Origin of the sequence: Burkholderia sp. Leaf177, assembly GCF_001424345.1 — a bacterium.
Classification (GTDB): Bacteria; Pseudomonadota; Gammaproteobacteria; order Burkholderiales; family Burkholderiaceae; genus Caballeronia.
The window spans coordinates 101,247-127,355 of sequence record NZ_LMPF01000024.1 but is presented as its reverse complement, the minus strand read 5'-3'; the positions used below and the strand labels follow the sequence as shown (position 1 = coordinate 127,355).

The 26,109-nt window shown below is 59.7% G+C and carries 20 protein-coding genes and 2 tRNA genes; 13 read left to right on the top strand and 9 right to left on the bottom strand.

All coding sequences use genetic code 11. From position 1 onward, the window contains the following. The first annotated feature begins 9 nt into the window (after positions 1 to 9). Positions 10 to 423 carry a MarR family winged helix-turn-helix transcriptional regulator gene (locus ASG35_RS24975; protein ID WP_056364068.1) on the top strand — a complete coding sequence of 138 codons (414 nt, stop codon included), beginning with the start codon at positions 10 to 12 and terminating at the stop codon, positions 421 to 423. 5 nt (positions 424 to 428) lie between these two features. On the opposite strand, the gene ASG35_RS24970 is transcribed toward ASG35_RS24975, so the two are convergent. After that, positions 429 to 959 (bottom strand): Lrp/AsnC family transcriptional regulator, encoded by a 531-nt coding sequence (locus ASG35_RS24970; RefSeq protein ID WP_056364066.1) that lies wholly within the window; start codon positions 957 to 959, stop codon positions 429 to 431. 152 nt (positions 960 to 1,111) lie between these two features. Here ASG35_RS24970 and mdeB point away from each other — a divergent pair, with 152 nt between their 5' ends. Beyond that, on the top strand, positions 1,112 to 3,832 hold the full coding sequence (gene mdeB / locus ASG35_RS24965) for an alpha-ketoglutarate dehydrogenase (protein ID WP_056364064.1): 2,721 nt from the start codon (positions 1,112 to 1,114) through the stop codon (positions 3,830 to 3,832). Positions 3,833 to 3,849: 17 nt separating this feature from the next. Here the strand turns inward: mdeB and ASG35_RS24960 are convergent, their stop codons facing one another. Both ASG35_RS24960 and ASG35_RS24955 read right to left on the bottom strand, forming a co-directional pair. Continuing rightward, positions 3,850 to 4,377 carry a septal ring lytic transglycosylase RlpA family protein gene (locus tag ASG35_RS24960; RefSeq protein ID WP_235527709.1) on the bottom strand — a complete coding sequence of 176 codons (528 nt, stop codon included), beginning with the start codon at positions 4,375 to 4,377 and terminating at the stop codon, positions 3,850 to 3,852. 237 nt (positions 4,378 to 4,614) lie between these two features. Then, the gene (locus tag ASG35_RS24955; protein WP_056364062.1) at positions 4,615 to 5,364 is read right to left on the bottom strand and encodes a sulfite exporter TauE/SafE family protein; all 750 of its coding nucleotides are present in this window, start codon (positions 5,362 to 5,364) and stop codon (positions 4,615 to 4,617) included. A 122-nt stretch (positions 5,365 to 5,486) separates the two neighbouring features. On the opposite strand from ASG35_RS24955, the gene ASG35_RS24950 reads away from it, so the two are divergent. Continuing rightward, on the top strand, positions 5,487 to 6,389 hold the full coding sequence (locus ASG35_RS24950; RefSeq protein ID WP_056364054.1) for a LysR family transcriptional regulator: 903 nt from the start codon (positions 5,487 to 5,489) through the stop codon (positions 6,387 to 6,389). Here ASG35_RS24950 and ASG35_RS24945 read toward each other — a convergent pair. Further along, positions 6,368 to 7,465, bottom strand: coding sequence for a DNA alkylation repair protein (locus ASG35_RS24945; RefSeq protein ID WP_056364052.1), 1,098 nt, complete (start codon positions 7,463 to 7,465; stop codon positions 6,368 to 6,370). The two genes, ASG35_RS24950 and ASG35_RS24945, sit on opposite strands and share 22 nt — an antisense overlap. A 323-nt stretch (positions 7,466 to 7,788) precedes the next feature. Here ASG35_RS24945 and ASG35_RS24940 point away from each other — a divergent pair, with 323 nt between their 5' ends. Next, positions 7,789 to 9,330, top strand: a complete 1,542-nt coding sequence (locus ASG35_RS24940) for a methyl-accepting chemotaxis protein (protein ID WP_056364050.1) — start codon at positions 7,789 to 7,791, stop codon at positions 9,328 to 9,330. Between the two features lie 20 nt (positions 9,331 to 9,350). Here ASG35_RS24940 and ASG35_RS24935 read toward each other — a convergent pair whose 3' ends face one another. The 4 genes from ASG35_RS24935 to ASG35_RS24920 all read right to left on the bottom strand — a co-directional run bounded on the left by ASG35_RS24935 (position 9,351) and on the right by ASG35_RS24920 (position 11,907). Continuing rightward, positions 9,351 to 10,046 (bottom strand): cation diffusion facilitator family transporter, encoded by a 696-nt coding sequence (locus ASG35_RS24935; RefSeq protein ID WP_056364048.1) that lies wholly within the window; start codon positions 10,044 to 10,046, stop codon positions 9,351 to 9,353. 184 nt (positions 10,047 to 10,230) lie between these two features. Next, a tRNA-Leu gene (locus ASG35_RS24930) sits at positions 10,231 to 10,315 on the bottom strand. Positions 10,316 to 10,418: 103 nt separating this feature from the next. Beyond that, on the bottom strand, positions 10,419 to 11,486 hold the full coding sequence (gene alr / locus ASG35_RS24925; protein WP_056364047.1) for an alanine racemase: 1,068 nt from the start codon (positions 11,484 to 11,486) through the stop codon (positions 10,419 to 10,421). Between the two features lie 336 nt (positions 11,487 to 11,822). Next, positions 11,823 to 11,907 (bottom strand) — tRNA-Leu (locus ASG35_RS24920). 337 nt (positions 11,908 to 12,244) lie between these two features. Here ASG35_RS24920 and rnr point away from each other — a divergent pair. From rnr to ASG35_RS24890, 6 genes are all read left to right on the top strand, one after another. Then, entirely contained in the window at positions 12,245 to 14,752 is a 2,508-nt protein-coding gene (rnr, locus tag ASG35_RS24915; RefSeq protein ID WP_056364045.1) for a ribonuclease R, read from the top strand. 125 nt (positions 14,753 to 14,877) lie between these two features. Beyond that, positions 14,878 to 15,621: a 23S rRNA (guanosine(2251)-2'-O)-methyltransferase RlmB gene (gene rlmB / locus ASG35_RS24910; protein ID WP_056364043.1), complete on the top strand. Its 744-nt coding sequence runs from the start codon at positions 14,878 to 14,880 to the stop codon at positions 15,619 to 15,621. 6 nt (positions 15,622 to 15,627) lie between these two features. Next, positions 15,628 to 16,461, top strand: a complete 834-nt coding sequence (locus tag ASG35_RS24905) for an N-acetylmuramoyl-L-alanine amidase (RefSeq protein ID WP_056364041.1) — start codon at positions 15,628 to 15,630, stop codon at positions 16,459 to 16,461. A 14-nt stretch (positions 16,462 to 16,475) separates the two neighbouring features. Beyond that, positions 16,476 to 16,868, top strand: a complete 393-nt coding sequence (locus ASG35_RS24900) for a SirB2 family protein (RefSeq protein ID WP_056364039.1) — start codon at positions 16,476 to 16,478, stop codon at positions 16,866 to 16,868. 47 nt (positions 16,869 to 16,915) lie between these two features. Further along, positions 16,916 to 17,611 (top strand): ribose-5-phosphate isomerase RpiA, encoded by a 696-nt coding sequence (gene rpiA, locus ASG35_RS24895; protein WP_056364037.1) that lies wholly within the window; start codon positions 16,916 to 16,918, stop codon positions 17,609 to 17,611. A 300-nt stretch (positions 17,612 to 17,911) separates the two neighbouring features. Next, complete coding sequence (locus tag ASG35_RS24890) at positions 17,912 to 18,148, top strand: hypothetical protein (RefSeq protein WP_056364035.1); 237 nt, start codon at positions 17,912 to 17,914, stop codon at positions 18,146 to 18,148. Between the two features lie 77 nt (positions 18,149 to 18,225). On the opposite strand, the gene ASG35_RS24885 is transcribed toward ASG35_RS24890, so the two are convergent. Next, a complete protein-coding gene (locus tag ASG35_RS24885) occupies positions 18,226 to 19,605 on the bottom strand; it encodes a glycosyltransferase family 4 protein (protein WP_082508598.1) in 1,380 nt (459 codons plus the stop codon). A 207-nt stretch (positions 19,606 to 19,812) separates the two neighbouring features. On the opposite strand from ASG35_RS24885, the gene ASG35_RS24880 reads away from it, so the two are divergent. The 3 genes from ASG35_RS24880 to cas3f all read left to right on the top strand — a co-directional run bounded on the left by ASG35_RS24880 (position 19,813) and on the right by cas3f (position 25,742). Then, the gene (locus tag ASG35_RS24880; RefSeq protein ID WP_056364033.1) at positions 19,813 to 20,985 is read left to right on the top strand and encodes a glycosyltransferase family 4 protein; all 1,173 of its coding nucleotides are present in this window, start codon (positions 19,813 to 19,815) and stop codon (positions 20,983 to 20,985) included. A gap of 231 nt (positions 20,986 to 21,216) precedes the next feature. Continuing rightward, on the top strand, positions 21,217 to 22,209 hold the full coding sequence (gene cas1f / locus ASG35_RS24875; RefSeq protein WP_056364625.1) for a type I-F CRISPR-associated endonuclease Cas1f: 993 nt from the start codon (positions 21,217 to 21,219) through the stop codon (positions 22,207 to 22,209). Next, a complete protein-coding gene (gene cas3f / locus ASG35_RS24870) occupies positions 22,206 to 25,742 on the top strand; it encodes a type I-F CRISPR-associated helicase Cas3f (RefSeq protein WP_056364031.1) in 3,537 nt (1,178 codons plus the stop codon). The genes cas1f and cas3f overlap by 4 nt, the downstream gene beginning before the upstream one ends. The last annotated feature ends 367 nt before the right edge of the window (positions 25,743 to 26,109 follow it).

Sequence of the window (26,109 nt, the reverse complement as noted above, 5' to 3'; positions counted from 1 at the left end):
GGATCTTCGATGACAGAACGGACTCGCGGCCTGGCCAAAGGCGACTTCGAGCAGCTATCGGAGTTCCGCTACCAGATGCGCCGCTTCGAGCGATTCTCCGAGCAGGCCGCACAAAGTGAAGGCATCACGCCGTTGCAGTACTTGCTGCTGCTTCACATCAAGGGATATCCGGATCGAGAATGGGCGACCATCGGCGAGCTGGCGGAGCGGCTGCAGGCGCAACATCATGGCGTCGTTGCACTGGTCTCGCGATGCGAAGCGCTGAAGCTCGTCAAACGGAAGGTCAGCGAGACGGACCGTCGTCAGGTTGAAGTGCATCTGTTGAAGACCGGCGAACAACTGCTTTTGCGTCTGGCCGAGTTGCATCGCGCGGAACTCCGGTCGCTGACGAGTTCGTTCCGCGTTCCGCAGATCGATCTGTGAAGTCATCAACTCCACTCGGTATCGGCGCCTTCATCGGGATTCTGTAACGTCATTCCCGCCGATGGCAACGGCAGCGCCGTCTTGTACCGAACCTGCTTGAGCGCAAAGCTCGATCGAATGTTCGATACCCCCGAAATCTTCGTCAGCCGCTCCACGATAAACCGCTGCAACGCCTGAATATCCGGCACCATCACGCGCAACAGGTAATCGGCGTCTCCCGTCATCAGGTAGCACTCCATGACCTCGGGCCGTTCGCTGATCGCTTCCTCGAAGCGCCGCAACCCGTCTTCGTCCTGCTTGGCAAGGCTCACCTGAATGAACACGTTGATGCGCAAGCCGAGCAATTCGGGATTGAGCAACGTGACCTGCTGCTTGAAAAGCCCCAGTTTTTCGAGTGCGCGCACGCGATTGAAGCACGGCGTTTGCGACAGGTTCACCGCCTGCGCCAGCTCGGCATTCGTGATGCGCGCATTGTGCTGCAGCTGATTCAATATTCCGATGTCGATCCGGTCCAGGCGTTTAGGCGATGTCGTCATAACTCGAATATTCTGGAAAAGTGGGGCGGCGCAGAATAAATACACTATCCGTAGACTGGATGAAAAGCAAATCAGAGGCACATTCTGCGCGCCGATAGCTAAGCTGTAGTGATAAGCAGCGGACTTGTCCCTATTGAACGCGGAGCCTCGCCATGACCGATTTATCCAGCGGAACCGAACATATCCTGTCAATTTCGAAAGGCCGGGAAGATAGCGATCCCGCCGAAACCGCCGAATGGCTGGAAGCCCTGGATGCGGTCACGGAACATGTCGGCCGCGACCGCGCGCAGTATTTATACGATCGGCTCGCGGAGCACGCGTTGTCGCTTGGGATCGAGTCGTCGCGCGCGCGGGTCACGCCGTATGCGAACAGTATTCCGCTTGCAAAGCAGCCGCGTTACCCGGGCAATCTGGAGATCGAAGAGAAGCTCGCCGCGGCGCTGCGCTGGAACGCGCTCGCCATGGTCGTGCGCGCGAACCAGGCGTACGGCGAACTCGGCGGGCACATTGCGAGTTATGCATCGGCGGCGGATCTGTTCGAGGTCGGCTTCAACCATTTCTTTCGCGCGGCCGGGCCCGATGCCGGCGAAGGAACGGGCGGCGATCTCGTGTACTTCCAGCCGCATTCATCGCCCGGCGTTTATGCCCGCGCATATCTGGAAGGCTTCTTGAGCGAAGAGCACCTGGAGCATTATCGGCAGGAAATCGCGGGGCCCGGATTGTGTTCGTATCCGCATCCGTGGCTCATGCCGGATTTCTGGCAATTCCCGACCGGGTCCATGGGCATCGGTCCGATCAACTCCATATACCAAGCGCGTTTCATGCGCTATCTGCACAACCGCGGCCTTGCCAGAACGCAGGACAGAAAGGTGTGGGGTTTCTTCGGCGACGGCGAAATGGACGAGCCTGAATCGATCGGCGCGTTGTCGCTCGCCGCGCGCGAGCAGCTCGACAACCTTGTGTTCGTGATCAACTGCAACCTGCAGCGGCTCGATGGTCCCGTGCGCAGCAATGGGCGCATTATCGACGAGCTTGAAGCGCAGTTTATTGGCGCGGGCTGGAACGTGATCAAGGTGCTGTGGGGATCGGACTGGGACGCGCTTTTTGCGCGTGACGAGACGAACGCGTTGTTGCGCGCATTCGCGCATACCGTCGATGGCCAGTTCCAGACCTTTTCCGCGAACGACGGCGCGTACAACCGCGAACGTTTCTTCGGCCAGAATCCGGAGCTTGCCGCGCTGGCATCGCACTTGAGCGATGAAGACATCGACCGCCTGCGCCGCGGCGGTCACGATGTGCGCAAGCTCCACGCCGCCTATGCAAAGGCGCTTGGACACAAAGGCCAGCCGACGGTGATCCTGGCGAAGACCATGAAGGGCTTCGGCATGGGGACATCGGGCCAGGGCCGCATGACGACGCATCAGCAGAAAAAGCTCGGCTTCGATGACCTCAAGGCGTTCCGCGATCGTTTCCGTTTGCCGCTTTCCGACGCGGACGTAGAAGCCGTGAAGTTCCACAAGCCCGCCGCCGACTCGCCCGAAATGCAATATCTCCATGCGCGGCGTGCATCGCTTGGCGGCTATTTGCCGAGGCGGCGCAGGGTTGCGTCGAAGGGACTGGTGGTGCCTTCAATCTCGAGTTGGGGCCAGTTTGCGCTCGATGCCGGCGGCAAGGAAATGTCGACGACCATGGCGATCGTGCGCATGTTCGGCAGCCTGATGAAAGACGCGTCGCTGGGTTCGCGCGTGGTCCCGGTCGTCGCCGATGAAGCCCGCACCTTCGGCATGGCGAACATGTTCCGGCAGGTCGGCATCTATTCGCCGCTTGGTCAGTTGTATGAGCCGGAAGACCTCGGCTCCATGCTTTATTACCGCGAGGACACGAAGGGGCAGATTCTGGAGGAGGGCATTTCGGAGGCGGGTGCGATGTCGTCGTGGATTGCCGCCGCGACCTCGTACAGCGTGCACGACCTGCCCATGCTGCCGTTTTACATCTACTACTCCATGTTCGGCTTTCAGCGCATTGGCGACATCATCTGGGCAGCGGCCGATCAGCGCGCGCGTGGTTTCCTGATCGGCGCGACGGCCGGCAAGACCACGCTCGGCGGCGAGGGGCTGCAGCATCAGGATGGCAGCAGCCATCTGGTGGCATCGACCATTCCGAATTGCCGTGCATACGATCCCGCGTTCGCGTACGAACTCGCGGCGATCGTCGACGAAGGCATGCACGAAATGGTCGAGCGCCAGCACGACGTGTTCTATTACATCACGGCCATGAACGAGAACTACGCTCAGCCTTCGGTGCCCGGAGGCGATCTTGCACTCGTGCGCGATGGCATTCTCAAGGGCATGTATCCGCTCGCGACGAAACCGGATGAATCGGCGCAAGTGCAGTTGCTCGGCGCGGGCGCGATACTCGGTGAAGTGATCGCGGCGCAGCGTATGTTGAGCGACGATTGGGGTATCGGTGCAGCGGTGTGGAGCGTGACCAGCTTCACCGAGTTGCAACGAGATGGAATGGCGGCCGAGCGTCTGGCGCGGCTTGGAGAAGACGTACCGGCGCCCTACGTGAGCACCGCGCTTGGCGCGTCGCGCGGTCCGGTGATTGCCGCGACGGATTACGTGCGTGCGGTGCCCGAACTGATCCGCGCCTATGTTCCGCGACGTTACGTGGCGCTCGGCACGGATGGTTTCGGGCGCAGCGACACGCGTCAGGCGCTGCGGGAATTCTTCGAGGTGGATCGTGCGTCGATCGTGATTGCCGCGCTCAAGGCGCTTGCCGATGACGGCGAGATTGAACTGTCGGTTGTGCGCGCGGCGTCGCAAAAGTATGGGAAAGCGGGGAAGGAATCTGCGGCGCCCTGGCAACGATAACCGAGAGATTCCGCATTTTACTGGCTTCCGGTGGCACCCGCGCCCGGCTTGACGGTGCCATCGGCTTGCGGAACTTCCACCGGCTTGACTTCGACCGGCGCGGTGCCGTTCTCTTTCAGCCCGAGTTTATCCGCGACTTTCGGCGATACGTCCACGATTCGATTCTTGACGTACGGACCGCGATCCTTGATTTCAACCTCTTCGGTCTTGCCGTTTTCGAGATTCGTCACGCGCGCTTTGGTGCCGAGCGGCAAGGTCTTGCTCGCGGCGACATTCGATTGCGGATTCATCGGCGTTCCGTCGGCCATCTTCTTCGAGTAAAACTTCGGGCCGTAATACGAGGCCGTCCCTTTGCGTGTCTTGCCGGTTCGATCGAGATTCTTGTGATAAGCGCCTTTCGCGTTGGCCTGGCTCGCAGCGGCGGGCGCCGCTTTTTGCGCGTAAAGCGCGGTACTCAGGCAAGGCGACAGGACCACGAGCATCAATAGTCGAAGTTTGTGCTTTTGCCGGCGCCACGAACGGGTTGCACGAAAGTCGTTTTCCATTTACCACTCGTTTTTGCATATGCAGGGTGCTCAAAAGCCTGCCATGCCGAGCGGGCATGTATGTGCGGTATCGAACGAAATTTCGTTGATAAGCCGGCCGTTGCAGCTATCTGCGCCGATCGCACAGCGCGCGAAGATTGACCACGAGGCTTGCCAGTATCGCCAGGGCGCCGAGTGTTTCGAGTAGTGGAGACAACATCGCGTCGGATCTCCTCGTGATTCAACGGTCCTTCAGCGCTAGAAAAAACGCCGTAGAAGCAACTGAAGACCGAGCGCGAGCAGGCAGATGAAAAACCATCTGCGAAAGCTTGCGGGGCTGATGCGCTCGCGCACGCTCTGTCCAATCCACATGCCGAGCAGCGCGGGAACGACAGCAAGCAGCGAATGGTTGATATCGCCGAATGCGAACGCATTTTCGCGCGCGAGACCTATGGCAAGCGCCACCGTCGATACCGTAAATGATAGGCCGAGCGCCTGGACCAGATCCTCTTTTTTGAGGTCGAGCGCCTGCAAGTAAGGCACTGCGGGAACGACAAATACACCGGTCCCGCCGGTGATGAGGCCGGTGACGATCCCGACCAGAGGCGAGAAGCGGCGCTCGTATTGCGGCGACACCGAAAACCGCCACGCCAGCAATCCGGACACGGCATAAAGCGTCAACGCCGCGCCCAGTCCTGTCACGGCCCAGGTTCCGCCACCGCCTGCAATGAACGACGCCGCGATGACCGTGCCAACCACAATGCCGGCCATCATCAACCAGAAGCGCCTGATCAGCGCGATCACGCCAGGGCCCGCAAGGAGCTGCCACACGTTGGTGATGAACGACGGCAAGATCAGCAGCGACGCCGCTTGCGCCGGCAACATCAGCGTGCCGAGCACGCCCATTGCCACGGTCGGCAGGCCCATGCCCGTGACGCCCTTGACGGTTCCGGCGATCAAGAAAGTCATCGCAACTATGGCGATATGCGCTGCAGCAGGAGAAGTCATCGGCTGGCCGGGAAAGGATCAATCGACGTCATTCTGCCGCTATGGCTGCGGATCACAATGCGGATGATATGTACTGTGCCTTAGGGTATAACTAAGGCTGATCCATCAAATCCATTCAGCCGATGCGCTTCGATCTCATCGATTTACGCCTCTTTCTCTACGTCCTCGAAACCGGCAGCATCACGCATGGCGCGGCGCAGGCGAACATGTCGCTGCCGTCCGCCAGCGCACGGCTGAAGGGCATGGAAGAGGCGCTTGGCATGCCGCTGCTCGAACGCGGCCGGCGTGGCGTGGAGACGACTCCGGCCGGCGATACACTCGCGCACCACGCGCGTCTGGTTCTCGGTCAGATCGAGCGTATGCAGGGTGAACTCGGCGAGCATTCGCAAGCGCGCAAGACGCGCATCCGCTTATGGGCGAATACCGCCGCGGTCACTGAATTCCTTCCACGTCCACTCGCCGAATTTCTTCGCGATCATCCGAATGTTCATATCGACATGAAAGAGCGGCAAAGCGCCGAAACCGTCAAGGCGGTGCTCAACGAGTCGGCGGAAATCGGCATTGTCGCCGATGCCGTGGAGCACGGCGCGCTGCAGGCGTTCCCATTCGCGACCGACAAACTCGTGCTGATCGTTGCCCGCAATCATGCGCTGAGCGCCCGGCGGAAGGTCGCGCTTAAGGACGTGGTCGGCGAGGATTTCATCGGCTTGAGTGCGGGCAGCGCGCTCTCGGAATATCTCGGTGAGCAGGCGCTGTTCGCAGGGCAGAATTTCTATTTCCGTGCGCGCATGCGGACCTTCGAAAACATCTGCTGCATGGTGGAACACGGCGCCGGAATCGCGATTGTTCCGGTGACGGCGGCGCGGCGTTATCGCGGAACGCTGGGTATTCGCGTGGTGGAACTGACCGATCGATGGGCGCCGCGCCAGCTGTTGATTGTCGTGCGCGATCTGGACGCGCTGCAACGGCCGGAAAGGGCGCTGGTCGACGGCCTGATCCAGATTCAGCAAGTCAGGTCGAAATAACCCATCGCAAGGCAAACGCCGTTCACGAGGATCTCGACGTCATGCCGCCCGGCGTAATGCACGCGCGTGGTGAAGTCGCGAATGTTTTGCGTGCGTTCAATCGATACACGCTGACCGCCGTCCAGCGTCAGTTCCTTCAGCTTGAAAACTTTCGCCGCGGTTGCGCCGGATTTTTTCACGTAGTGCATCCGGTAGTCGATCACGAGGCGCTGGCTTTCAGCGCTTTTCGATGCAAGATCGAATGTCAACTTGATACGTTCTCCAAGCCCGACCTGCGACGGCGAAATGGTGAACTTGCTGAGCTTGACATCGGGCGCGCCGCCCGCGCCAATCAACGCCAGCGCGCTGCTGTTGCCGTCCTTGATCAGCGAACGCAACGCGCGTTTTGCGATCCACGCGGTATGAGCGTTATCGATGGGCCACGTCTTCAGCCGATCCAGCACCCACTCGGGATGAACCTTGGTCACGTCGTTGAGATGGTTGGCGACCGATTTGCGCACATAAAGGCTCGGATCCGCGCGCAGGTTTTCGAGTATGGGCGCGGCGAGCGCGGGGTCGGCCATGATGGCGTCGAGACGGAACGACCACGGCAGGCGCGGACGGGAACCCTCGCTTGCAAGCCGGCGCACGTGCTCGCTTTCATCGCGCGACCAGGTTTTCATGATGGCAAGCGCCCGCTTCAGATCGCGGCGCAGGAACTCACGGACCGCAAACTCGGACGAGCCGAATCCAGTGAAGTACTTGAGCGCGTCCATGGAAAGATCGAAGTCGTCCAGACCGTACTGTCCAACGTAATCGGGAAGAACCAGCGTCGAAAATCCCGTCTGCATGCGCGGCGCGAGCGTGCGAAGAACATCGAGCGCCTCGCTGAAATTCTCGGGAAGCGTGGCGTGCAGCGCGTGCGTCATGCGGCGGAGCCGCTGCATCAGGCTCAGGCTTTCCAGGTCCGCGAGCGCGAGTTTCAAGAAACGGCGTGTGTCGAACGACGGATAGATCGCCTTGACTTCTCGAGCAGCCAGGCGAAAGCGGGCTTCGTTGAAAATTTCCTTTAGCGCGGGATTTTCGGTGGTCGTCATCGATATTTTCAGGGGAGTGGGACCGCAAAGCATAGCGGCAACGCCCGCCGGATTGTGTCAGGAGGCGCAAACCGTGCCTCAAGTATGGCTGCGGATCGCCGTTAACAATGGCGTCACCCTACGCACGCTCCTATCCCGCCTCCGATCACTCGACCACTCTTCCCGCGAATACGTTGCGCTTTCCACGCCTCATAAAAATGCATCGCGTTGCGCTCGCAGCAACGAATCGCGTTCACTGGCTGCGTTTCACGGGGTCATCAGTCGGAAGGCCGGGGTGCACGCGGACAACATCGAAATATTCCGTCTTAATGAGTCGTCAAAAAATGCTTAAGAAGATAAGTGTCTCAACCGGCTTGCTAGTCGTGCTCGCCGTGTTTTGTTTGTTCCAGGTCGTGACCGAAGGCATCGGTTTCTGGTCCCTCACATCCACTCACGCCGACGTCAGCAACCTGTCCGACATCGCGCTGAAACAGGTCAACGCCGTCAACGAAACCACGCAACGCCTGATGGATGCCCGCATCAACCTGTCGCGCGCGGGCACGCGCATGGTTCGCGGCGGCACGGAACCGGTCGAGATCGTGCAGCACGCGCGCGAACAGCTTTCACTCGCCGATAAATCGTTCAGCGCGTTCCTTGCCGCACCGAAAACCGGCGATGAAAACCAGGCGCGCGCCGCCGCATTGCAGGAAAAATTCAAGGCATATCACGGCGCGCTGACCGAACTTGCCCAGTTTCTCGATGGCAACAATATCCAGGCTTTCCTCGATCAACCCACGCAAGGTTTCCAGGATCGCTACCTCGCCGAACAACGCACCTTCGCCAATTTCAGCGATGCCGCAAGCCAGTCGTATCTCGATTCCATCGATGCACGCCTGAACCTGTTCCGCGGTGTCGGACTGGCGATTTTCGCGGCGCTGGTCGCGGGCGTCGTGCTGGTTCACATCGCGTTGCGGCGGGGCGTGATTGCGCCGCTCGAGGAAGCGGGTCATCACTTCGAGCGGATCGCCGAAGGCAAGCTGGACGAGCGCATCGCGGATCGCGGCAGCAACGAGATCGGCCGTTTGTTCGCGGGCCTCGCCGCCATGCAGGCAAGCGTTGCGCACACCGTGAGGACCGTGCGCGAGTCGTCCGATTCCATCAACCTCGGCGCCGACGAAATTGCAACCGGCAACGCCGATCTTTCGGCGCGCACCGAGAATCAGGCGGCGTCGCTGGAAGAAACGGCGTCGAGCATGGAGGAACTGACCGCGACCGTGCGCCAGAACGCCGATCACGCCCGCGATGCCAACAGCCTCGCCGGCGATGCATTGACGGCGACTTCGCGCGGCACCGGCGTGGTCGATCAGGTCGTGGAAAAGATGAGCAGCATTGCGAAGAGTTCGGACAAGATCGCGGAGATCATTTCGGTGATCGACGGCATTGCGTTCCAGACCAATATCCTCGCGTTGAACGCGGCGGTCGAGGCAGCGCGGGCGGGCGAGCAGGGCCGCGGGTTCGCGGTCGTCGCGAGCGAAGTGCGCGGCCTTGCGCAACGCAGCGCGCAATCGGCGAAAGAGATCAAGGCGCTGATCGGCGAATCGGTATCGCAAGTGAACGACGGCTCCGCGCTCGCCGAACGCGCCGGCGAGGCAATGCGCGAAGTATCCACCTCCATTTCCCGCTTGACGCAGATGATGGCGGAGATCAGCGCGTCATCGCTTGAACAGAGCACGGGTATCGAACAGGTGAATCAGGCGGTCGTCCAGATGGATGAAATGACGCAGCAAAACGCCGCGTTGGTGGAGCAGGCCGCTGCCGCGGCGACGTCGCTGCACGAGCAAACGCGCCATCTGAAAGCGGCGGTCTCGGTGTTCCGGATCGCCTGAGTTGCGCGTGAGCCGCACGCTTATTGGCCGGTGGTTTCGGCGGCGGGTCGCGCGAACGAATCCTTGAAGGTTTTCCTGCCGAGCGTCCAGCCCATGCGCGCGATCATCAAGCCGATGACCGCCGCGGCGACGCGATCCGACATCGGCACGCCGGCCATGCTGCCGAGAATCCCGAGCACGGCAATACACGCCGATATCGCGTCCGAGCGCGCATGCCACGCACTCGCGACGAGGACGCTCGAGCGCGTGCGTTTGGCGACGCTCATGATGTATCGGAACAAGCCTTCCTTCGCGACGATCACGAACACCGCCACCACGAGCGCGGCTGCATGAACGGAAGGGCCGTTGCCTGTGTCGTTCATGTGGCTGAGGCTCGTCCAGAGCGTTTCCATTCCGGTTGCGATCAGCAGGATCGAGATGAAGAGGGCGCCGGCGCTTTCGTAGCGCTCGGAGCGGCCGATGCGCTCGTATTCGAATCCCGCCCGGCGATCCGCTGCCGCCGCACTCAGACGCAACACGATCAGGATCATGCCGTCGGCGCCGAGATCGGCGAGGGTATGAACGCCATCGGCGAGCAGGCCATCTGAAAAAGCCATCCATCCGATTACGATTTGCGCCGTCATCAGCACCGCGTTCAACAGGACACTCGCTTGCGCCGCTCTGAAGGCGGAGGCAGCGTCGTGCTTTTTGCGGCCGTGCTCGGACGTCGGCGACATCGTGGGGATGGTTTTTGTGGTGATGCAGCACCGTAACCGTGTCGCGTGGCGAAGAGATGACACGGGCGCGTTGAGCAGAAGCAGGTGAGTAGAAGCAGGTAAGCAAGCGCGGATGAAAAACAAAAAACCCCGCGAGCCAAAAGCATCACGGGGTTTCTCGATATTTCCTTGCTACCTGAATCTTTGGTGCCCAAGAGAGGACTCGAACCTCCACACCTTGCGGCGCATGGACCTGAACCATGTGCGTCTACCAATTCCGCCACCTGGGCCAAGCGGTACAGCGAAGAGCGCTATTTTAGCGAACCATCCCACGCTGTCAATGGGCGCGTGAGAAATAGCCGTGCATCCACGCCAGGAAACCCAGAACGAACTTCAAACGATACCCACTGGAACGCGGCGCGCGAGTCCGCACATGAGCTCGTATCCGATAGTGCCCGCGCCGCTCGCAACGTCGTCTATGCGAATCTGATCGCCCCACAATTCCACGCTCGATCCGACCCGCGCGGCAGGCACGGGCGTCAGGTCGACGGTCAGCATATCCATCGATATCCGGCCCACCAAACGCGTCTCGATGCCATCCACCGCGATCGGCGTACCGGTTGGCGCGTGCCGTGGATATCCGTCGGCATAACCACACGCGACTACGCCGATGCGCGTGGCGTGAGGCGCCGTGAAAGTTCGCCCGTACCCGACAGTTTCACCTTCCTGCAGCGTCTGGATGCCGATCAATTCGCTGCGCAAAGTCATGGACGCCTGAAGCGGCACATCGGCGATATGTTGCGCCTTTCCTGTGGGCGACGCGCCATACAGGACGATGCCCGAGCGCACCCAGTCGCGGTGCGTTTCCGGATGCCAAAGCACCGCCGCCGAGTTCGCAAGACAGCGTTGTCCCGGCATGTTGGCGGTGGTGGCATCGAAGCGATGCATTTGCCAGTCGACTTCGCCTTCGTCGGCGTTGGCGAAGTGGTTCATCAGCGTGATCTCGCCGATATTTGCACATTCGCGCGCGCGTTCCCAGGCTGCGCGAAAAGCGTCTGGCACGAAACCCAGGCGGTTCATGCCCGTGTTCATTTTCAGATAGATATCGATGGGACGCGTCGGCTTATGGCTTTCCAGCAGCGCGAGTTGTTCATCGCAATGAACGGCGGTGGTCAGCCGATACCGGTCGGCGATCTGCACGTCTTCCGCCGTGAAAATCCCTTCGAGCAGCAGAATGGGCTTGGTCCAGCCGAGTTCGCGCACGCGGACGGCTTCGTTCAGGTCGAGCAGGCCGATTCCGTCGGCGGCTTCCAGCCCCGGATATATCCGTTCGATGCCATGACCGTAAGCGTCCGCCTTCACCACGGCCCAAATGCGCGCGCCCGCGGCACGGCGCTTGGCGAGTTCGAGATTGTGCCTGACGGCGTTCGGGCGAATTTCGGCGAAGATCGGGCGTGGCATGGCGGCGGAGAGTGGCAAAGGAATTTGGCCGCCGGGCACACCGTCTCAACCAAGCCGAGGCTGACTAGATGGAAACGGATACGCAAAGCAGCAGGAATTGCCACTATCGTAACGACGTGCGCGCAGTTTTTGTTTTTGTATTGAAGCGCTTCGGCAGTTGTATCGACTGAAGCAGGGAGACGAGGTTGCGTAAATTCCGCGAAAGAAAATCCGCGCTGGAAACGAAAAAGCCTTCCGGGTTAGGGAAGGCTTTTTGTGAACCAAGGCTGCTTTTGCGGAGCAGAAACTACGTTGCATCAACTTCTACTACGACCGCGAAGCCTTGATCCAGCTTGTTGGTGCCCAAGAGAGGACTCGAACCTCCACACCTTGCGGCGCATGGACCTGAACCATGTGCGTCTACCAATTCCGCCACCTGGGCAGTGTACGTATGCAGCAAAGAACGCAATTATAGCCGGGCTTATCGCGCTGTCAAGCATTTTGAGACCAAAAGTGAAACCGGGCTGCGAGCCATTGTCCGTATGGCTTAAGCGCCGATATCGCCTCGTTTGCGGGTGTTAGAATGATTCGCAGACTATTCGTGAACGGACCGGAACAACGTTGATCGCAACGTCCCGGCAGCGCGCCGGCGTACCGTTTTGCCGGCCGATCAGTCAGGATGGAAACCGGGAGCCTTCGCCTGTGTCGCCCGTGTTGTCCGCTTGTTGTCCGATTAACCGCGACATTCAGTTAGACGAGAAGAGATCATCGATAAGCCCTTGAACAAATATCCGTATCCGATTCCGAGCCGTGAAGAAATTCTCGGCGTGTTGCGCACGAGCGAAGCGCCGCTTGCTGCGAATGACATCGCTGAAGCTCTGTCGATCAAGCGCCAGGAGCGCGAAGGATTTTTCAAGCGATTGGGAGCCATGGAGCGCGACGGCCAGGTCCGTCTCGACAAACGCGGCTACTACCAGCTCACGCATCCCTCGAATTTCGTTGCGGGCCGGGTCCAGGGTCATCGCGACGGGTTTGGCTTCCTGATTCGCGACGACGGCCAGGACGATCTGTTCCTGCCCAACGGTGAAATGCAGAAGGTCATGCACAACGACCGCGTGCTCGCGCGGATCGTCGGATATGACCGGCGCGGCCGTCCGGAAGGCCATATTGTCGAAGTCACGGATCGCGCGAATAAACGCATTATCGGCAGATTGATCAGCGAGAACGGCGCGCTGATTCTCGTGCCCGAAGACAAGCGCATCGGTCACGACATTCTCATCACGCAGAACCCGAAGAAAGCGAAAGTGGGGCAGGTGGTATCGGTGGATCTCACCGATTTCCCGAGCCGTCACTCGCAGCCGCTCGGGCGCGTGGTGGAAGTGATCGGCGACATAGACGATCCGGGCATGGAAATCGAGATCGCCGTGCGCAAATACGGCGTGCCGCATGAGTTCAGCGATCGCGCGCTCGAACAGGCGTCGAAGCTGCCTGACGAAGTGCGTCCAGCCGATATCCGGCATCGTGTGGATTTGCGTGATGTGCCGTTGGTGACCATCGACGGCGAAGATGCACGCGACTTCGACGACGCCGTGTTTTGCGAACCAATGACCGTTGGGCGCGGCACCGGTTTTCGTTTGCTCGTTGCAATCGCCGACGTCTCGCATTACGTGCGCCCGAACGAAGCGCTGGACGTGGATGCGCTGGACCGCAGCACGTCGGTGTATTTTCCGCGCCGCGTGATTCCAATGCTTCCGGAGAAGTTGTCGAACGGCTTGTGTTCGCTGAATCCGCAAGTGGACCGTTGCGTGCTCGTCTGCGACATGGTGATCACCGCGCGCGGCGAGATCAAGGCGTATCAGTTTTATCCGGCCGTGATGCACTCGGCGGCGCGCCTGACGTACACGGAAGTGGCTTCCGTCCTGACAAACACGAAGGGACCTGAAGCCGCAAAGCGCGCTGATCTCCTGCCGCAATTGCAGAACCTCTACGGCGTGTACAAGTCGCTGCATGCCGCGCGTCAAAAGCGCGGTGCAATCGATTTCGATACTACCGAGACGTACATCGTATGTAATGCGCAGGGCAAGATTGAACAGATCGTGCCGCGTCACCGGAACGACGCGCATCGGTTGATCGAGGAATGCATGCTGGCCGCGAACGTGTGCGCGGCCGATTTTCTCAAGCGCAACAAGCACCCGGGTTTGTATCGTGTGCATGCCGGGCCTACGCCTGAGAAGCTCGAGAATCTGCGCGCGTTCTTGCGAGGCGTTGGGTTGTCGCTCGGCGGCGGCGAGAAACCGCACGCAAGCGATTATGCCGCGTTGATGGCAATGGTCCGCGACCGGCCGGACGCACAGATGCTGCAAAGCATGGTGCTGCGTTCCATGCAGCAAGCCGTGTATAGCCCTGACAACATCGGTCACTTTGGACTTGCATACGAAGCGTATGCGCACTTCACGAGCCCGATTCGCCGATACCCCGACCTGCTCACGCATCGCGCGATCTACGCCATCCTGCAGGGCAAGAAGTATCAGCCTGAAGTCGGTCACGACATCACGCTCAGCACCGGTTTGACGAAGGCCGCGCGTGCCATGCAGAAATCCGACGATGAATCGCGCAGTCGCCAGCGCAACAACGTCGCGATCTGGGAAGAACTCGGGCTGCATTGTTCGTCGAATGAACGACGCGCTGACGAAGCCTCGCGTGATGTGGAAGCCTGGCTGAAGTGCTATTTCATGCGCGACAAGCTCGGCGAAGAGTATGGCGGCATGGTGAACGGCGTGACCACGTTCGGTATCTTCGTGCAGCTGGATTCGTTGTTCATCGAAGGGCTGGTGCATATCACCGAGCTTGGCGCAGATTACTTCCAGTACGACGAGATCAAGAACGAGTTGCGCGGCGAGCGCACGGGCATTCGCTACCGCATGTCGGATCGCGTGCGTGTGCAGGTCAGCCGCGTGGACCTGGATTCGCGCAAGATCGACTTCCGTCTGGTACGCGATACCCCCGTCAAGCCGCCCGGCCGTTCAACGGCGCCGGCCGCTGCCGTCGAGCATGCGGGCGTCAATGGTAGCGGCCCGCGTGTGCGCTCCTTGCCGTCCGACGAAGGCAGCAGCGTGAACAGCCGCCGGCGTGATCGCGGCGGCAAGAAGGCTGCGGCGCAAGCCGCGGGCAAGGCGGCCGCGGCTGCGTTGCCGCCGACCATCGCCAAAGATATGGCAGTGGCGAAGAAGCGCGGCGCCGTCACGAAGCCGGCGGCGAAAAGCCATCCGCCTCGCAAGAAGCGCTAAAAGAAGTGCTGAGGCGGCGCGAGTTTTTATCGAGTAGCGCCTCGGTTTGAAATGCGCGGCCCGATGCACGATGCATCCGGGCCGCGTTTCCATTTTGTTTTGTTTGAATACGGTCTGGTCCAGTCATGTCACGTCTAAAAGTTTTGTATGGTTTTCACGCGGTGACCGCACGGGTTCGCGCGGATGCATCGACGATCGAAGAGATTCTCTACGATCCGACCCGCAAGGACCGGCGCATGACGGATTTCCTGCGCACGGCGAAGGAAGCGGGCATTCGCCTGATCGCCGCCGACGAAGCGCGCCTCTGGGGCCTGTCCGGCAACGTCGGACATCAGGGCGTGGTCGCACGCGCGTCTGACATGCCGCTGGCGCAGAACCTGGCGGAACTGCTCGATGGCGTGAGCGGCACGCCGTTGTTGCTCGTGCTCGATGGCGTGACCGATCCGCATAATCTCGGCGCTTGTTTGCGTGTCGCCGATGCCGCCGGCGCCCATGCCGTGATCGCCCCGCGCGACCGTTCGGCTGGCTTGAACGCAACGGCCGCGAAGGTCGCAAGCGGCGCGGCTGAAACCGTGCCTTACATCACGGTGACGAATTTGGCGCGTGCGTTGCGCGAGTTGAAAGATGCGGGCGTGTGGGTGATCGGCACGTCGGGCGACGCAACCGCGAGCGTCTACGAGACGAAGCTCGACGGTCCCGTGGCGATCGTGGTCGGCGCGGAAGGCGAGGGCATGCGCCGCCTGACCGGCGAGACCTGCGACGAGATCATGAAGATTCCGATGGCTGGCAGCGTCGAAAGTTTGAATGTATCGGTGGCGAGCGGGATCTGCCTGTTCGAAGCCGTGCGTCAGCGGTCGGTGAAGAAGTAGGCGCACGTGAAGCGGTTTATCCCCGCAGTCGCGGGCGGCGCGTTGTGCGCGTTGCTCGCCGCCTGTTCCACGACCCAGATCGATCGCGGCGCATACATTGCCGATACGCAATATCACGCGCCGAGTGTCGATTCGCGCGTGCGCTTCCTGGTGATGCATTACACGCAGAGTGGCGAAGCGCGTTCGCTTGCAGTGCTGACCGGCGACGACGTCAGCGTTCATTACGTAGTGCCGGATGCACCGCGCATCGAAAATGGCGAGCCTGTGGTGTATCAGCTCGTGCCTGAAACGGAGCGTGCATGGCACGCGGGCAAAAGCGAGTGGCAGGGCACGACGGAGCTGAACGCCGCGTCCATTGGCATTGAAAACGTGAATGTCGGTCCTGTCGATACACCTCAGGGCCGCACGTGGGCGCCGTATCCGTCGGCGCAGGTCGACGCGATCGTGAAGCTCGCGAAGGACATTGTCACGCGCTACAAGATCCCGCCCACGCGCGTGGTGGGTCACAGCGATATCGCGCCACAACGCAAGATCGATCCGGGTCCGGCGTTTCCCTGGCACACGCTTTACGTCAACGGCATAGGCGCATGGCCCGACGAGTCAACCGTCGCGCAACATCTCGCCGGACGCGATCCGAAATCCATGGTCGACGTCGCGGCGTTGCAAGACAAACTCCATCGATACGGCTACGAAGTAGCGACCGACGGCGTGCTCGACGAAAACACGCGCAAGGTTATCGCCGCGTTCCAGATGCATTTCCGTCCCACCGATTACGCCGGCAATCCCGATGCGGAAACAGACGCTATCGCCGCCGCTTTGCTCGACAAGTACCTTCCCTAAAGGCTTATTTCGCCATGTCAGAACTTTTCATGCCGCTTCGCTCGGTGCACATGACGTGCGCGGCGCTCAGCATTCTCGGCTTCTTCATCCGCTGGATCTGGATGCTGCGCGACTCGCCGATGCTGCAAAAACGCGCGGTCAAAGTGGTGCCGCATATCGTGGATACGCTGTTGTTGATCAGCGCCATCGCGCTCGTCGGAATCATCGGGTTTGGGCCGAATGCCGCGTGGCTTTCGGCAAAGATCGCGGGATTGATCGTATATATCGTGCTCGGGACGTGCGCACTGAAACGCGGCCGTACGAAGGGCGCGCGCGCGATATTCGGCGTGCTGGCGATCATCGTGTTCGCGTTTATTGCGTCGGTGGCGCGCACGCACAATCCGCTCGGCTTCTTCATGCACGTCTAAGCGTCTAGAATTGATGTTTATCTCTTTCCAAATGCCGTCACCCCGCCATGACCCAAGATGAATTGAAGCAACTGGTCGCCGCCGAAGCGGCTGCCTACATCCATGCCAACGTGCCCGAGGGCGCGGTGATCGGAGTCGGCACGGGCACGACGGCGAATTGTTTTATCGATGCCATCGCGAGCACGAAGTCGCGCTATCGCGGCGCGGTATCGAGTTCGCTTGCAACGACCGCGCGGCTCGAAGCACATGGTTTCCAGGTGCTCGAATTGAACGAGATCGAATCGTTGCCCGTGTACGTGGACGGCGCCGATGAAATCGATGCACACGGCGCCATGATCAAGGGCGGCGGCGGGGCGCTGACACGCGAAAAAATCGTGGCGTCGGTGGCGGACGTATTTGTGTGTATCGCCGACGCCAGCAAGCGCGTGGACGTGCTCGGCAATTTCCCGCTGCCAATCGAAGTCGTGCCGATGGCTCGCACCGCGATCGGGCGGCGCGTGATTGCGCTGGGCGGCGTGCCGGTGCTGCGCGTGAACCAGGACGGTTCGCCGTTCATCACCGATAACGGCAACGAGATCATCGACGTGAAGGCGCTGAAGATCACCGACCCGATATCGCTCGAAGCCTTGGTCAACGGCTGGGCGGGCGTGGTCACCGTGGGCCTGTTTGCCGCGCGCGGCGCAAACGTCTGCTTGTTGGGAACGCCGGGCGGTGTGGAACGGATCGATTACATCGCGCATTGATGTGCACTTGAGCTGAAGAACACCGATCAAACGCGCGGCAAGCCTCGAGCTTCCCGCGCGTTTTTTTTTATCCGTCAACGTTCAATGATCTGTTTCGCTAAACTACAAACATAGTCAGATCAATCCGATGCGTGACGCAAGGGCAGTCATTCAAACTGATCACGTTGCTGGAGCCGTTGCTCCAAGCCCGTCAATTTGAGTGATCGCGAACGTCTCGTCCGCGTTGGCAACCTTCGCAGGTTGGATCTCACTTCTCGCATGGGCGCGCAATAAGGTCTTAACAATTACGGGAATAAAGCGATGCACAACAATCTTCGCAAGACACTCGACGCGTCCTATATCCGCCTGAGAAGCATGGAACCGTCGCCTACCGCGTTCGCGGGCAACTACGCGTTGTGCCTGGGCATGATCATGGGCGGACAAACCTGCAGGGGAATGACACTGAAGGAGGCGGAGAGCGAACGCGCCTATCTGGCGATGCTCGCCGCAATGTACGAGATCAAGCTGGGCGTGCCCGGTAACTTCAGCGCACGATAAAGCGCTTTCTCACTGATCATGAAAATGGCCCGGCATGAACTCATGCCGGGCCATTTTCATTGCATCTTCCGGGTTAACTATCTGGTTAATCCCGCCTCGCCAGCCGGTGTGTTTTCGATAACGCCAGTTGATTCAGGCACATCGTTCCTGTTCGCGAGCGCTGCGATGTCGAACAGCACGCGCGTCATTTGCTGCAAATATCGATCGATTGAAAAGTGCTGGCCCGCATCCGCCTGCCCTTGCGCGGCGACGCGCTTGGCCATTTCAGGTTCGCGCTTCAACGTGTTGATGGCAATGGCGAGCTTCGACGCATCGCCCGGTTCCACGATCATGCCGTTCTCGCCATGCCTCACGATCTCCGGCACTGCGCCGCCATTCGACGCGATCACGGGTTTGCCGGCGGCCATCGCTTCTATGATCACAAGTCCGAAGGGCTCGGGTTGTATCGACGCATGGACGACCACGTCCATGGCTTTCATCCACGATGCAACGTCATGCTGGAAGCCGGCGAAATGCACGCGATCCGCAATGCCGAGCGCCTCGACTTGCGTTCGCAGACTTTGTGCGTAAGCGGTCTCGCCAAAAAGCGCATCGCCGACAAGAACCAGATGTGCGTCCGGGACGCGAGCAATTGCATCGAGTGCGACGTGCTGGCCTTTCCACTGCGTGAAGCGGCCGAACAATCCGACAAGAAATGCATTGCGGGGAAGTCCCAGCGCGTCCCGCCGATGTTCCATGACCGCGCTCGCCCGATCCGCATCGTCACCGAAGCGCGTCATGTCCACGCCGTTATGCACGACGGGCACGGCGCTGCGCGGCAAGCCCGTGAGTTCGATCAACGCATCTGCGGACGCGCGCGAGTTCGCAATGACGTGATCGACGCCGACCTTCACGGCCCATTTGATGAGCGTTAAATGCAGGCGGCCGAAATGTTCACGGGAAACGATGTCATGTACATGCCAGACCGTCGGCTTGCCATGCAGCGCGCGGCCGAACGCGCCGAGGATCAGCGCCTTCTGCGTGTTGAGAAACACCATATCGAACGGCCTGGCGCGCTCGGCGATCATGCGTACCTGACGCCAGATGCCGGGCAGGGCGGCGAGCGCTCCGAATTTCATGCGGTCTTTCTTGATGCCCTGGATGCGTGCATCCGACTCGACCGATACCTTCACGCCTTCAGCCTGAAGCCGGTCATGAAAAGGACCATCGGAGAGAAGAAGTACTTCGCTTCGCGGGGAGCATCGAACGGCGAGCGGCAGAAGGCAGATTTCGGCGCCGCCGAGCTGACCACTTTGATCGATGAAAAGAATCTTGGGTTCGCCGTGGACTTGCGAAGGCGCGGGAGCGTCTGCGCGCATCGTGCCCGAGTCACGTGCGCCGGCCGCGGGCGCCACGCCCTGGTCACGCAGCAGCGTGTTGGCCGATATCGATAAGCTGGCTGCGGTTTTTGTGGGCATCGGTGACAGGTATGAGCATTGAGCAAACCCGCGGCCGATTAACCCGGCGGCCATGGGTAAATAAAAAGCGTGAAGACAACATGAACACAGCACTCATTATTCGCATTGCGATGCTTGTGGTGTGTGGGCGTGCGCACGAAACCATAAAAGGACTCTCTTTAAACTCGCTTCATCGGCAGCAATGGGCTGCGGCATACGGGTTTCATCATGAAAGTGGCTATTGTTCACGACTGGCTGGTGGTGTCGGGCGGCGCGGAGAAGGTGCTTGAGCAGATGATTGCGTGCTTTCCGCAGGCGGACATTTTCAGCCTCGTGGACTTTCTCGAGGACCGCTCGATCGTTCATAACAAGCCGGTCAGAACATCTTTTATTCAGCGGCTTCCGTTTGCGGAAAAAAAATATCGCGGATATTTGCCGTTGATGCCGCTTGCTATAGAGCAGTTTGATTTGTCGAGCTACGATCTGATTCTTTCGAGCTCGCACGCCGTGGCCAAGGGCGTATTGGTCGGACCTGATCAGACGCATGTGAGCTACGTGCATTCGCCGATTCGATACGCATGGGATCTGCAGCATCAATACTTGCGTGAAGCGCGCCTCGAGCGCGGGCCGCGTTCATGGCTCGCGCGCATGTTGCTGCATTACTTGCGCAACTGGGATGCGCGTTCGGCTAATGGCGTCGACCGGATCATTGCCAATTCGCAGTTTGTCGCGCGGCGGATCATGAAGAGTTATCGGCGTGAGTCGGCGGTCATTGCGCCGCCGGTCGATGTGCAGGCTTTTGAAGTTGGTGACGAGAAGGGCGACTTCTATTTGACGGCTTCGCGCATGGTGCCTTACAAGCGCATCGATATGATCGTTGAAGCGTTTGCGTCGATGCCGGAGCGCAAGCTCGTTGTGATCGGCGACGGTCCGCAGATGGATCTGGTGCGCGCGAAGGCGACGCCGAACGTGAGCATTCTCGGCTATCAGACGTTCGATGTTCTCAAGGATCACATGCAGCGCGCGAAGGCATTCGTCTACGCGGCCGAGGAAGATTTTGGCATCGCCATTGTTGAAGCGCAGGCGTGTGGGACGCCGGTGATTGCTTTTGGCAAGGGTGGCGCGCTGGAGTCGGTCGTGCCGCTTGGCATGTCGGGGGCGACGGGTATTCATTTTCCCGAGCAGACGGCCGGGTCGCTGTGCGATGCGGTGGACCGGTTCGAGGATTCGCCGCATGCGTTTTCGGCGCAGGCATGCAGGAAGAATGCTGAGCGCTTCAGTGCTGCGGATTTTCGTCGCAAGTTCATCGTGGAGGTTTTGAACACGATGGCGAAGGCTGATCCGAGTTCCGACAGGGATGTATCGGCAGTGGCCGCACCGGCGTTTGTCAAGGCGGCTTAGGCGACAGAAAAAGGTAAGTAGCACATTCGCCCGCGCCGTAAAAGCGCGGGCTTTTTTCGTTGCTGGTTTCGGGCGTCTGGGCCTTGGAATGAAGACGCGCGGGCCGCGGGGGGCCGGCGAACGTTCCGAGCGCTCTTTGATAACCCTAAAATGGGTGGCTTTGCGCTCCCGCAACTTACAACGCCGGAAATCTGTTGTACTCGTATTGATCAAGAAATTCACGGGATACAAGTGGAATTGATACGAGCAACAGATCTCAAGAATATTCTGCATTCCAAGCGCGCCAATCTTTACTACCTTGAACACTGCCGTGTGCTGGTGAACGGCGGTCGTGTCGAATATGTCACAGACGCTGGCAAGCAAAGCCTGTATTGGAATATCCCCATTGCAAACACAACAAGTATTCTGCTAGGTACCGGGACCTCGATTACCCAAGCTGCCATGCGTGAACTGGCCAAGGCCGGAGTGCTGGTCGGTTTTTGCGGAGGCGGTGGGACGCCTTTATTCAGTGCCACCGAGGTCGATGTCGAAGTGGCCTGGTTGTTACCCCAAAGCGAATATCGGCCAACTGAGTACCTGCAAGCGTGGACGCGTTTCTGGTTTGACGATTCACTGCGATTGCGCGCCGCGAAGCAGCTACAGGAGCACCGCTTGCAGCGGTTACAGCAATCCTGGAGCGCACGCGGTTTGCGCGACGCTGGCTTCAGAGTCGACGCAGAACGCATCCAGACGCTCACAGCCAGTTTTAGTAAGCGCATTTCTAACGCACCCGATCTGACTGCGTTGCTCACTGACGAAGCACGACTGACCAAAGCGTTGTTCAAGCTTGCAGTGGAAGCAGTGGATTATGGCGACTTCACCCGGGCCAAGCGCGGTACCGGTACTGACGCAGCCAACCGGTACCTGGACCATGGCAATTATCTTGGTTACGGCTTGGGTGCTACAGCTACGTGGGTTCTCGGACTGCCGCACGGATTGGCAGTTCTGCACGGCAAGACGCGGCGCGGCGGCTTGGTGTTCGATGCGGCAGATCTGATCAAGGACGCGGTCATCCTGCCGCAAGCGTTTATGTCGGCCATGCGTGGCGACGACGAGCAGCAGTTCCGGCGTCAGTGTATTGAGGCGCTGACCCGGGACGAGTCGCTGGATTTCATGATCGATACCCTTAAGATCATCGCGCTCGATAATGCAGGCTTGGCAATGTCAGCGCGGGCTCGAACATGAACGTACTGTTCGTTTCGCAATGCTCGAAACGCGCCCTGACTGAAACCAGGCGCGTTCTCGATCAGTTCGCCGAGCGGCGTGGTGAGCGGACTTGGCAGACGCCGATCACCCAGGCGGGACTCGACACAGTGCGCAGACTACTGCGGCAGAACGCACGCAAGAACACCGCGGTTGCCTGTCACTGGATACGCGGACGGGATCACAGCGAATTGCTATGGATCGTCGGTGATGCACGCCAGTTCAATGCAGATGGGGCCGTGCCCACCCATGCAACTGCAAAGAACGTGCTGCGAGCCAACGATGAAAACACGTGGCACAGCCTGCCCACTATTACGGCCATGGTTGCACTGGCCGCGCTGGTCCATGATCTAGGCAAGGCCACGCAGGCTTTTCAGGAACGACTTCTCGGGCGCGACGTGCAAGAGCGCAACCATTTTCGCCACGAATGGGTTTCAATCCGGCTTTTTCAGTCGTTCGTGGGAGAAAGCCGCGACGACAAGAGCTGGTTGAGTCGCCTCGCTGCTTGTGCGGACGAAGGAATAATCGGAAAGACGTTTGAGGCGCAGTGGCTCGATCATCGGGCAGGTCGTCTATTACGCGATGGAATGGATGATCAGGCCGCGAATTGCTTACCGTTCGCGACCCTGCCGCCGCTGGCGCAAGCCGTCGCGTGGCTGGTCCTTACGCATCATCGATTGCCGTGCCGCCCGGTTCTGCAAGAACATTCCGGCACGGATGCCAACGAGGAGCGAACGCAAACACACTGGAAACGCTTCGGCGCGCACTTTCGCGGTATCGAGACATATGAGTTGAAAGGGCTCTTCGAGAAAATCAGCGCGGACTGGAATGAGCCTGGCGAACCCGTTCCTGATCTCACCGTCGCGAAGTATTGGCGGTTTCCTTCGGGCCTGCCGGTCGCCATGGGGTCTTGGCGCAAACAAGCGGCCCGGTATGCCAGCAAGCTGCTTGAATTGCCCCACCTTGAGTTGTTCCCGAGCGCACTCGACGATCCTTTCGTGATGCATGTCTCCCGGTTATGCCTGATGCTGGCCGATCACCATTATTCACGCGTCGAGGACGAGGGTCTTCGCAAACGTTTCCGTAATCCACACTATCCGCTTTACGCCAACACGCTCGGCAAACGGAGCATAGAACGGTTGCAGCAAACAGGTACCAGGCCATTTTTCAACCAGACGCTCGATGAGCATTTGCTCGGCGTGCAGGCCCATGCATCATTGGTCGCTCGATCTCTACCTTCGCTTGCAGACAATTTGCCAGCCTTGCAAAACCATCGCGGGCTTCGAAAACGCAGCGCCAATGCGCGTTTCCATTGGCAAGACAAGGCCGCGGATCTTGCTGCCGGTGTGCGTTCGCGCGCGGCGGAACACGGTGCTTTCATCGTTAACATGGCGTCTACCGGCTGCGGCAAGACGCTGGGAAACGCACGGATCATGAACGCTTTAGCGGAACCGCGACGAGGCATGCGCTGTGTATTCGCGATCGGGCTGCGTACGCTCACAATGCAAACCGGACGCAGCTTTCAGCACGACCTGGGGCTAAACGACGAGCAACTGGCAATCAAAGTGGGCGGAGCGGCGAGCCGTGCGGTGTTCGAGTACTGGGAATCGCAGGCAGAAGCCATGGGTTCTGCGTCCGCGCAGGCCCTGCTCGACGAAGGCGGCCAAGTGCTGTTCGAAGGCAACGATCAGCATCCGCTATTGCAACGTCTTACCAACGACGCGCAAGTGCGCTCGTTGATAGCAGCGCCTGTGCTGGTCTGCACAGTCGACCATTTGACGCCGGCCACTGAGAGCATGCGCGGCGGACGTCAAATTGCACCAATGTTGCGACTGATGACCAGCGACCTGGTGCTCGACGAACCGGACGATTTCGGTATGGAAGACTTGCCCGCGCTGGCGCGGCTAGTGCATTGGGCGGGATTACTGGGCGCTCGCGTATTGCTTTCATCGGCTACATTACCGCCCGCGTTGGTGCGAGGCTTGTATCTCGCTTATCTGGACGGCAGGTCTCATTACCAGCGTAACCGCAGCGAGCGGCCTGCAGAGCCGCCGCGTGTGGCATGTTTATGGATTGACGAGTTCGCACAGTCGCATGTCGAGTGCAGCGGTGAAAAGAGCTTTGCCGATGCCCACGAGGCCTTCGTGAACAAGCGCTGTGCTCAATTGGCCCGCACCGAAATCCGCCGCAGAGCCGAGCTGGTGCAATTTCCAGCGGCCTGGCAATCAATGCAGAAAGATAGTCGCCGTGAAGCGTTGGCCGGGTTGATGCTCGAACTCGGTTGGGCACTCCATCAGGACCAGCAAAATCACTGCGTCGATCCTGGAAGCGGCAAGCGAGTGAGTTTCGGCCTTGTCCGCATGGCAAATATCGGTCCGCTTTTCGACGTTGCGATCGCCATGTATCGGCAGGGAGCGCCAGCGGCGAACGTGCGCGTGCATCTTTGCGTGTATCACTCGCAGTTTCCGCTGTTGGCACGTTCTAATATCGAGCAACAACTGGATTCTGTGTTCGATCGGCGTCCGGGGCGCAGCGGCGACGATCCGGCGTTATTGCATCCGTCAGTGCGGCCACTGCTCGACGCGCATCCGGAAGCGGATCACATGTTCGTGGTGCTCGCCTCGCCGGTTTGCGAGGTCGGACGAGACTGGGACGCTGACTGGGCAATCGCCGAACCTTCCTCGATCCGCTCACTGATCCAGCTCGCCGGACGGGTGCGCCGTCATCGAAACGAGCCGGTTGCGCGCCGAAACATGCTGGTGTTCGACACAAACCTTCGATTTTTTGAACGACACAACAACGCCATGCCGGTGTTTTGTATGCCGGGGTTCGAGATGAAGCAAACGAGTCCACCGACTCACCGGGAAGAATCAGAGCGGCAGGATTCTGTGATTCATTTTCACTTGCGCTCGCACCGTCTGACAGACCTCTTGCCCGACGGTGGAAACGGCTGGCCTATCGACGCCCGACCACGGGTCCAGCAGGCGGCCAAGCTGGATCCCAGGCACAGCCTGATTGATCTGGAGCATGCCCGGATGCGCGACGCCATGCTTCCGCGCGACGAAACCAGCAAGTTCTACACACCCGTTGCGCGCGATGCCACGCGGCATTGGTACGTCCGCGAAGCTGACGGCGCGCAAAGAATCTTGCTCACCGGTCTGTTGCCCCAGTTGCAGCGTTTTCGTCACGATCCGCTCCAGCGGGATGACGTTGTGTTGTTGCCTTCTGACGACGAGGATGAGTTGCGCCTGCATCGAGTCATAGGGCAGCGCGGACGCGAACCAACACCTTACGCAGACATTCGCAACTTATTAATTCCAGTTCGTGATTGCTTTCCGGACGGCCGAGGCATAGGTCCGTGGTGTCACGTCGATTTGATGGAACTGCTGCGGCAATGGGCAGATGCGCAAGGGCAGAGTTTGTACGACAGCGCGAAACAGGTTGCCACTGTCAGTTTGCCAAAGTCGGAGCAAGGGTGGTTATTTCATCCAATGCTGGGGTTCAAGAAGGTTTGAATCCAGGTGCTGCCTGTTCGGCAGGAAAGGGTCCGCGACGGTCTACGTTAGCTTTACTAAGCTACCTTTTCGGTAGTGATTTGGAACAAAATTTTACCTCTTGCAAGTCAACTCGTGGCCACAAGCCAATATACTCTGCGTTTGCTTAATACCGTGATTGACGGTGTACGGTAGCTGGTCAAGTTTCTGCCCGTGAAAACTATAAGTATCGACGTTGACCTGATTAACATTTCACGCAAAAAGTATGGATATCTAACAAAATTAAATTTTTAAAAGGAGGGTCTATTGTGGCTAGCTGTCGCATGCTTAGAAGAGCTTGAAACGGGAGGCCAGCTTCATTCCCTTGGTCGTGTTCACGAGCAGGGGA

What these genes read in the sequence shown, in the direction of transcription:
- ASG35_RS24900 (WP_056364039.1), top strand. Translation starts at nt 16,476, where the DNA reads ATGTCAGAACTTTTCATGCCGCTTCGCTCGGTGCACATGACGTGCGCG.
- rpiA (WP_056364037.1), top strand. Translation starts at nt 16,916, where the DNA reads ATGACCCAAGATGAATTGAAGCAACTGGTCGCCGCCGAAGCGGCTGCC.
- alr (WP_056364047.1), bottom strand. Translation starts at nt 11,486, where the DNA reads ATGCCACGCCCGATCTTCGCCGAAATTCGCCCGAACGCCGTCAGGCAC.
- ASG35_RS24975 (WP_056364068.1), top strand. Translation starts at nt 10, where the DNA reads ATGACAGAACGGACTCGCGGCCTGGCCAAAGGCGACTTCGAGCAGCTA.
- ASG35_RS24950 (WP_056364054.1), top strand. Translation starts at nt 5,487, where the DNA reads ATGCGCTTCGATCTCATCGATTTACGCCTCTTTCTCTACGTCCTCGAA.
- ASG35_RS24970 (WP_056364066.1), bottom strand. Translation starts at nt 959, where the DNA reads ATGACGACATCGCCTAAACGCCTGGACCGGATCGACATCGGAATATTG.
- ASG35_RS24880 (WP_056364033.1), top strand. Translation starts at nt 19,813, where the DNA reads ATGAAAGTGGCTATTGTTCACGACTGGCTGGTGGTGTCGGGCGGCGCG.
- ASG35_RS24935 (WP_056364048.1), bottom strand. Translation starts at nt 10,046, where the DNA reads ATGTCGCCGACGTCCGAGCACGGCCGCAAAAAGCACGACGCTGCCTCC.
- rlmB (WP_056364043.1), top strand. Translation starts at nt 14,878, where the DNA reads ATGTCACGTCTAAAAGTTTTGTATGGTTTTCACGCGGTGACCGCACGG.
- cas3f (WP_056364031.1), top strand. Translation starts at nt 22,206, where the DNA reads ATGAACGTACTGTTCGTTTCGCAATGCTCGAAACGCGCCCTGACTGAA.
- ASG35_RS24890 (WP_056364035.1), top strand. Translation starts at nt 17,912, where the DNA reads ATGCACAACAATCTTCGCAAGACACTCGACGCGTCCTATATCCGCCTG.
- ASG35_RS24960 (WP_235527709.1), bottom strand. Translation starts at nt 4,377, where the DNA reads ATGGAAAACGACTTTCGTGCAACCCGTTCGTGGCGCCGGCAAAAGCAC.
- mdeB (WP_056364064.1), top strand. Translation starts at nt 1,112, where the DNA reads ATGACCGATTTATCCAGCGGAACCGAACATATCCTGTCAATTTCGAAA.
- ASG35_RS24945 (WP_056364052.1), bottom strand. Translation starts at nt 7,465, where the DNA reads ATGACGACCACCGAAAATCCCGCGCTAAAGGAAATTTTCAACGAAGCC.
- ASG35_RS24885 (WP_082508598.1), bottom strand. Translation starts at nt 19,605, where the DNA reads ATGCCCACAAAAACCGCAGCCAGCTTATCGATATCGGCCAACACGCTG.
- ASG35_RS24940 (WP_056364050.1), top strand. Translation starts at nt 7,789, where the DNA reads ATGCTTAAGAAGATAAGTGTCTCAACCGGCTTGCTAGTCGTGCTCGCC.
- ASG35_RS24955 (WP_056364062.1), bottom strand. Translation starts at nt 5,364, where the DNA reads ATGACTTCTCCTGCTGCAGCGCATATCGCCATAGTTGCGATGACTTTC.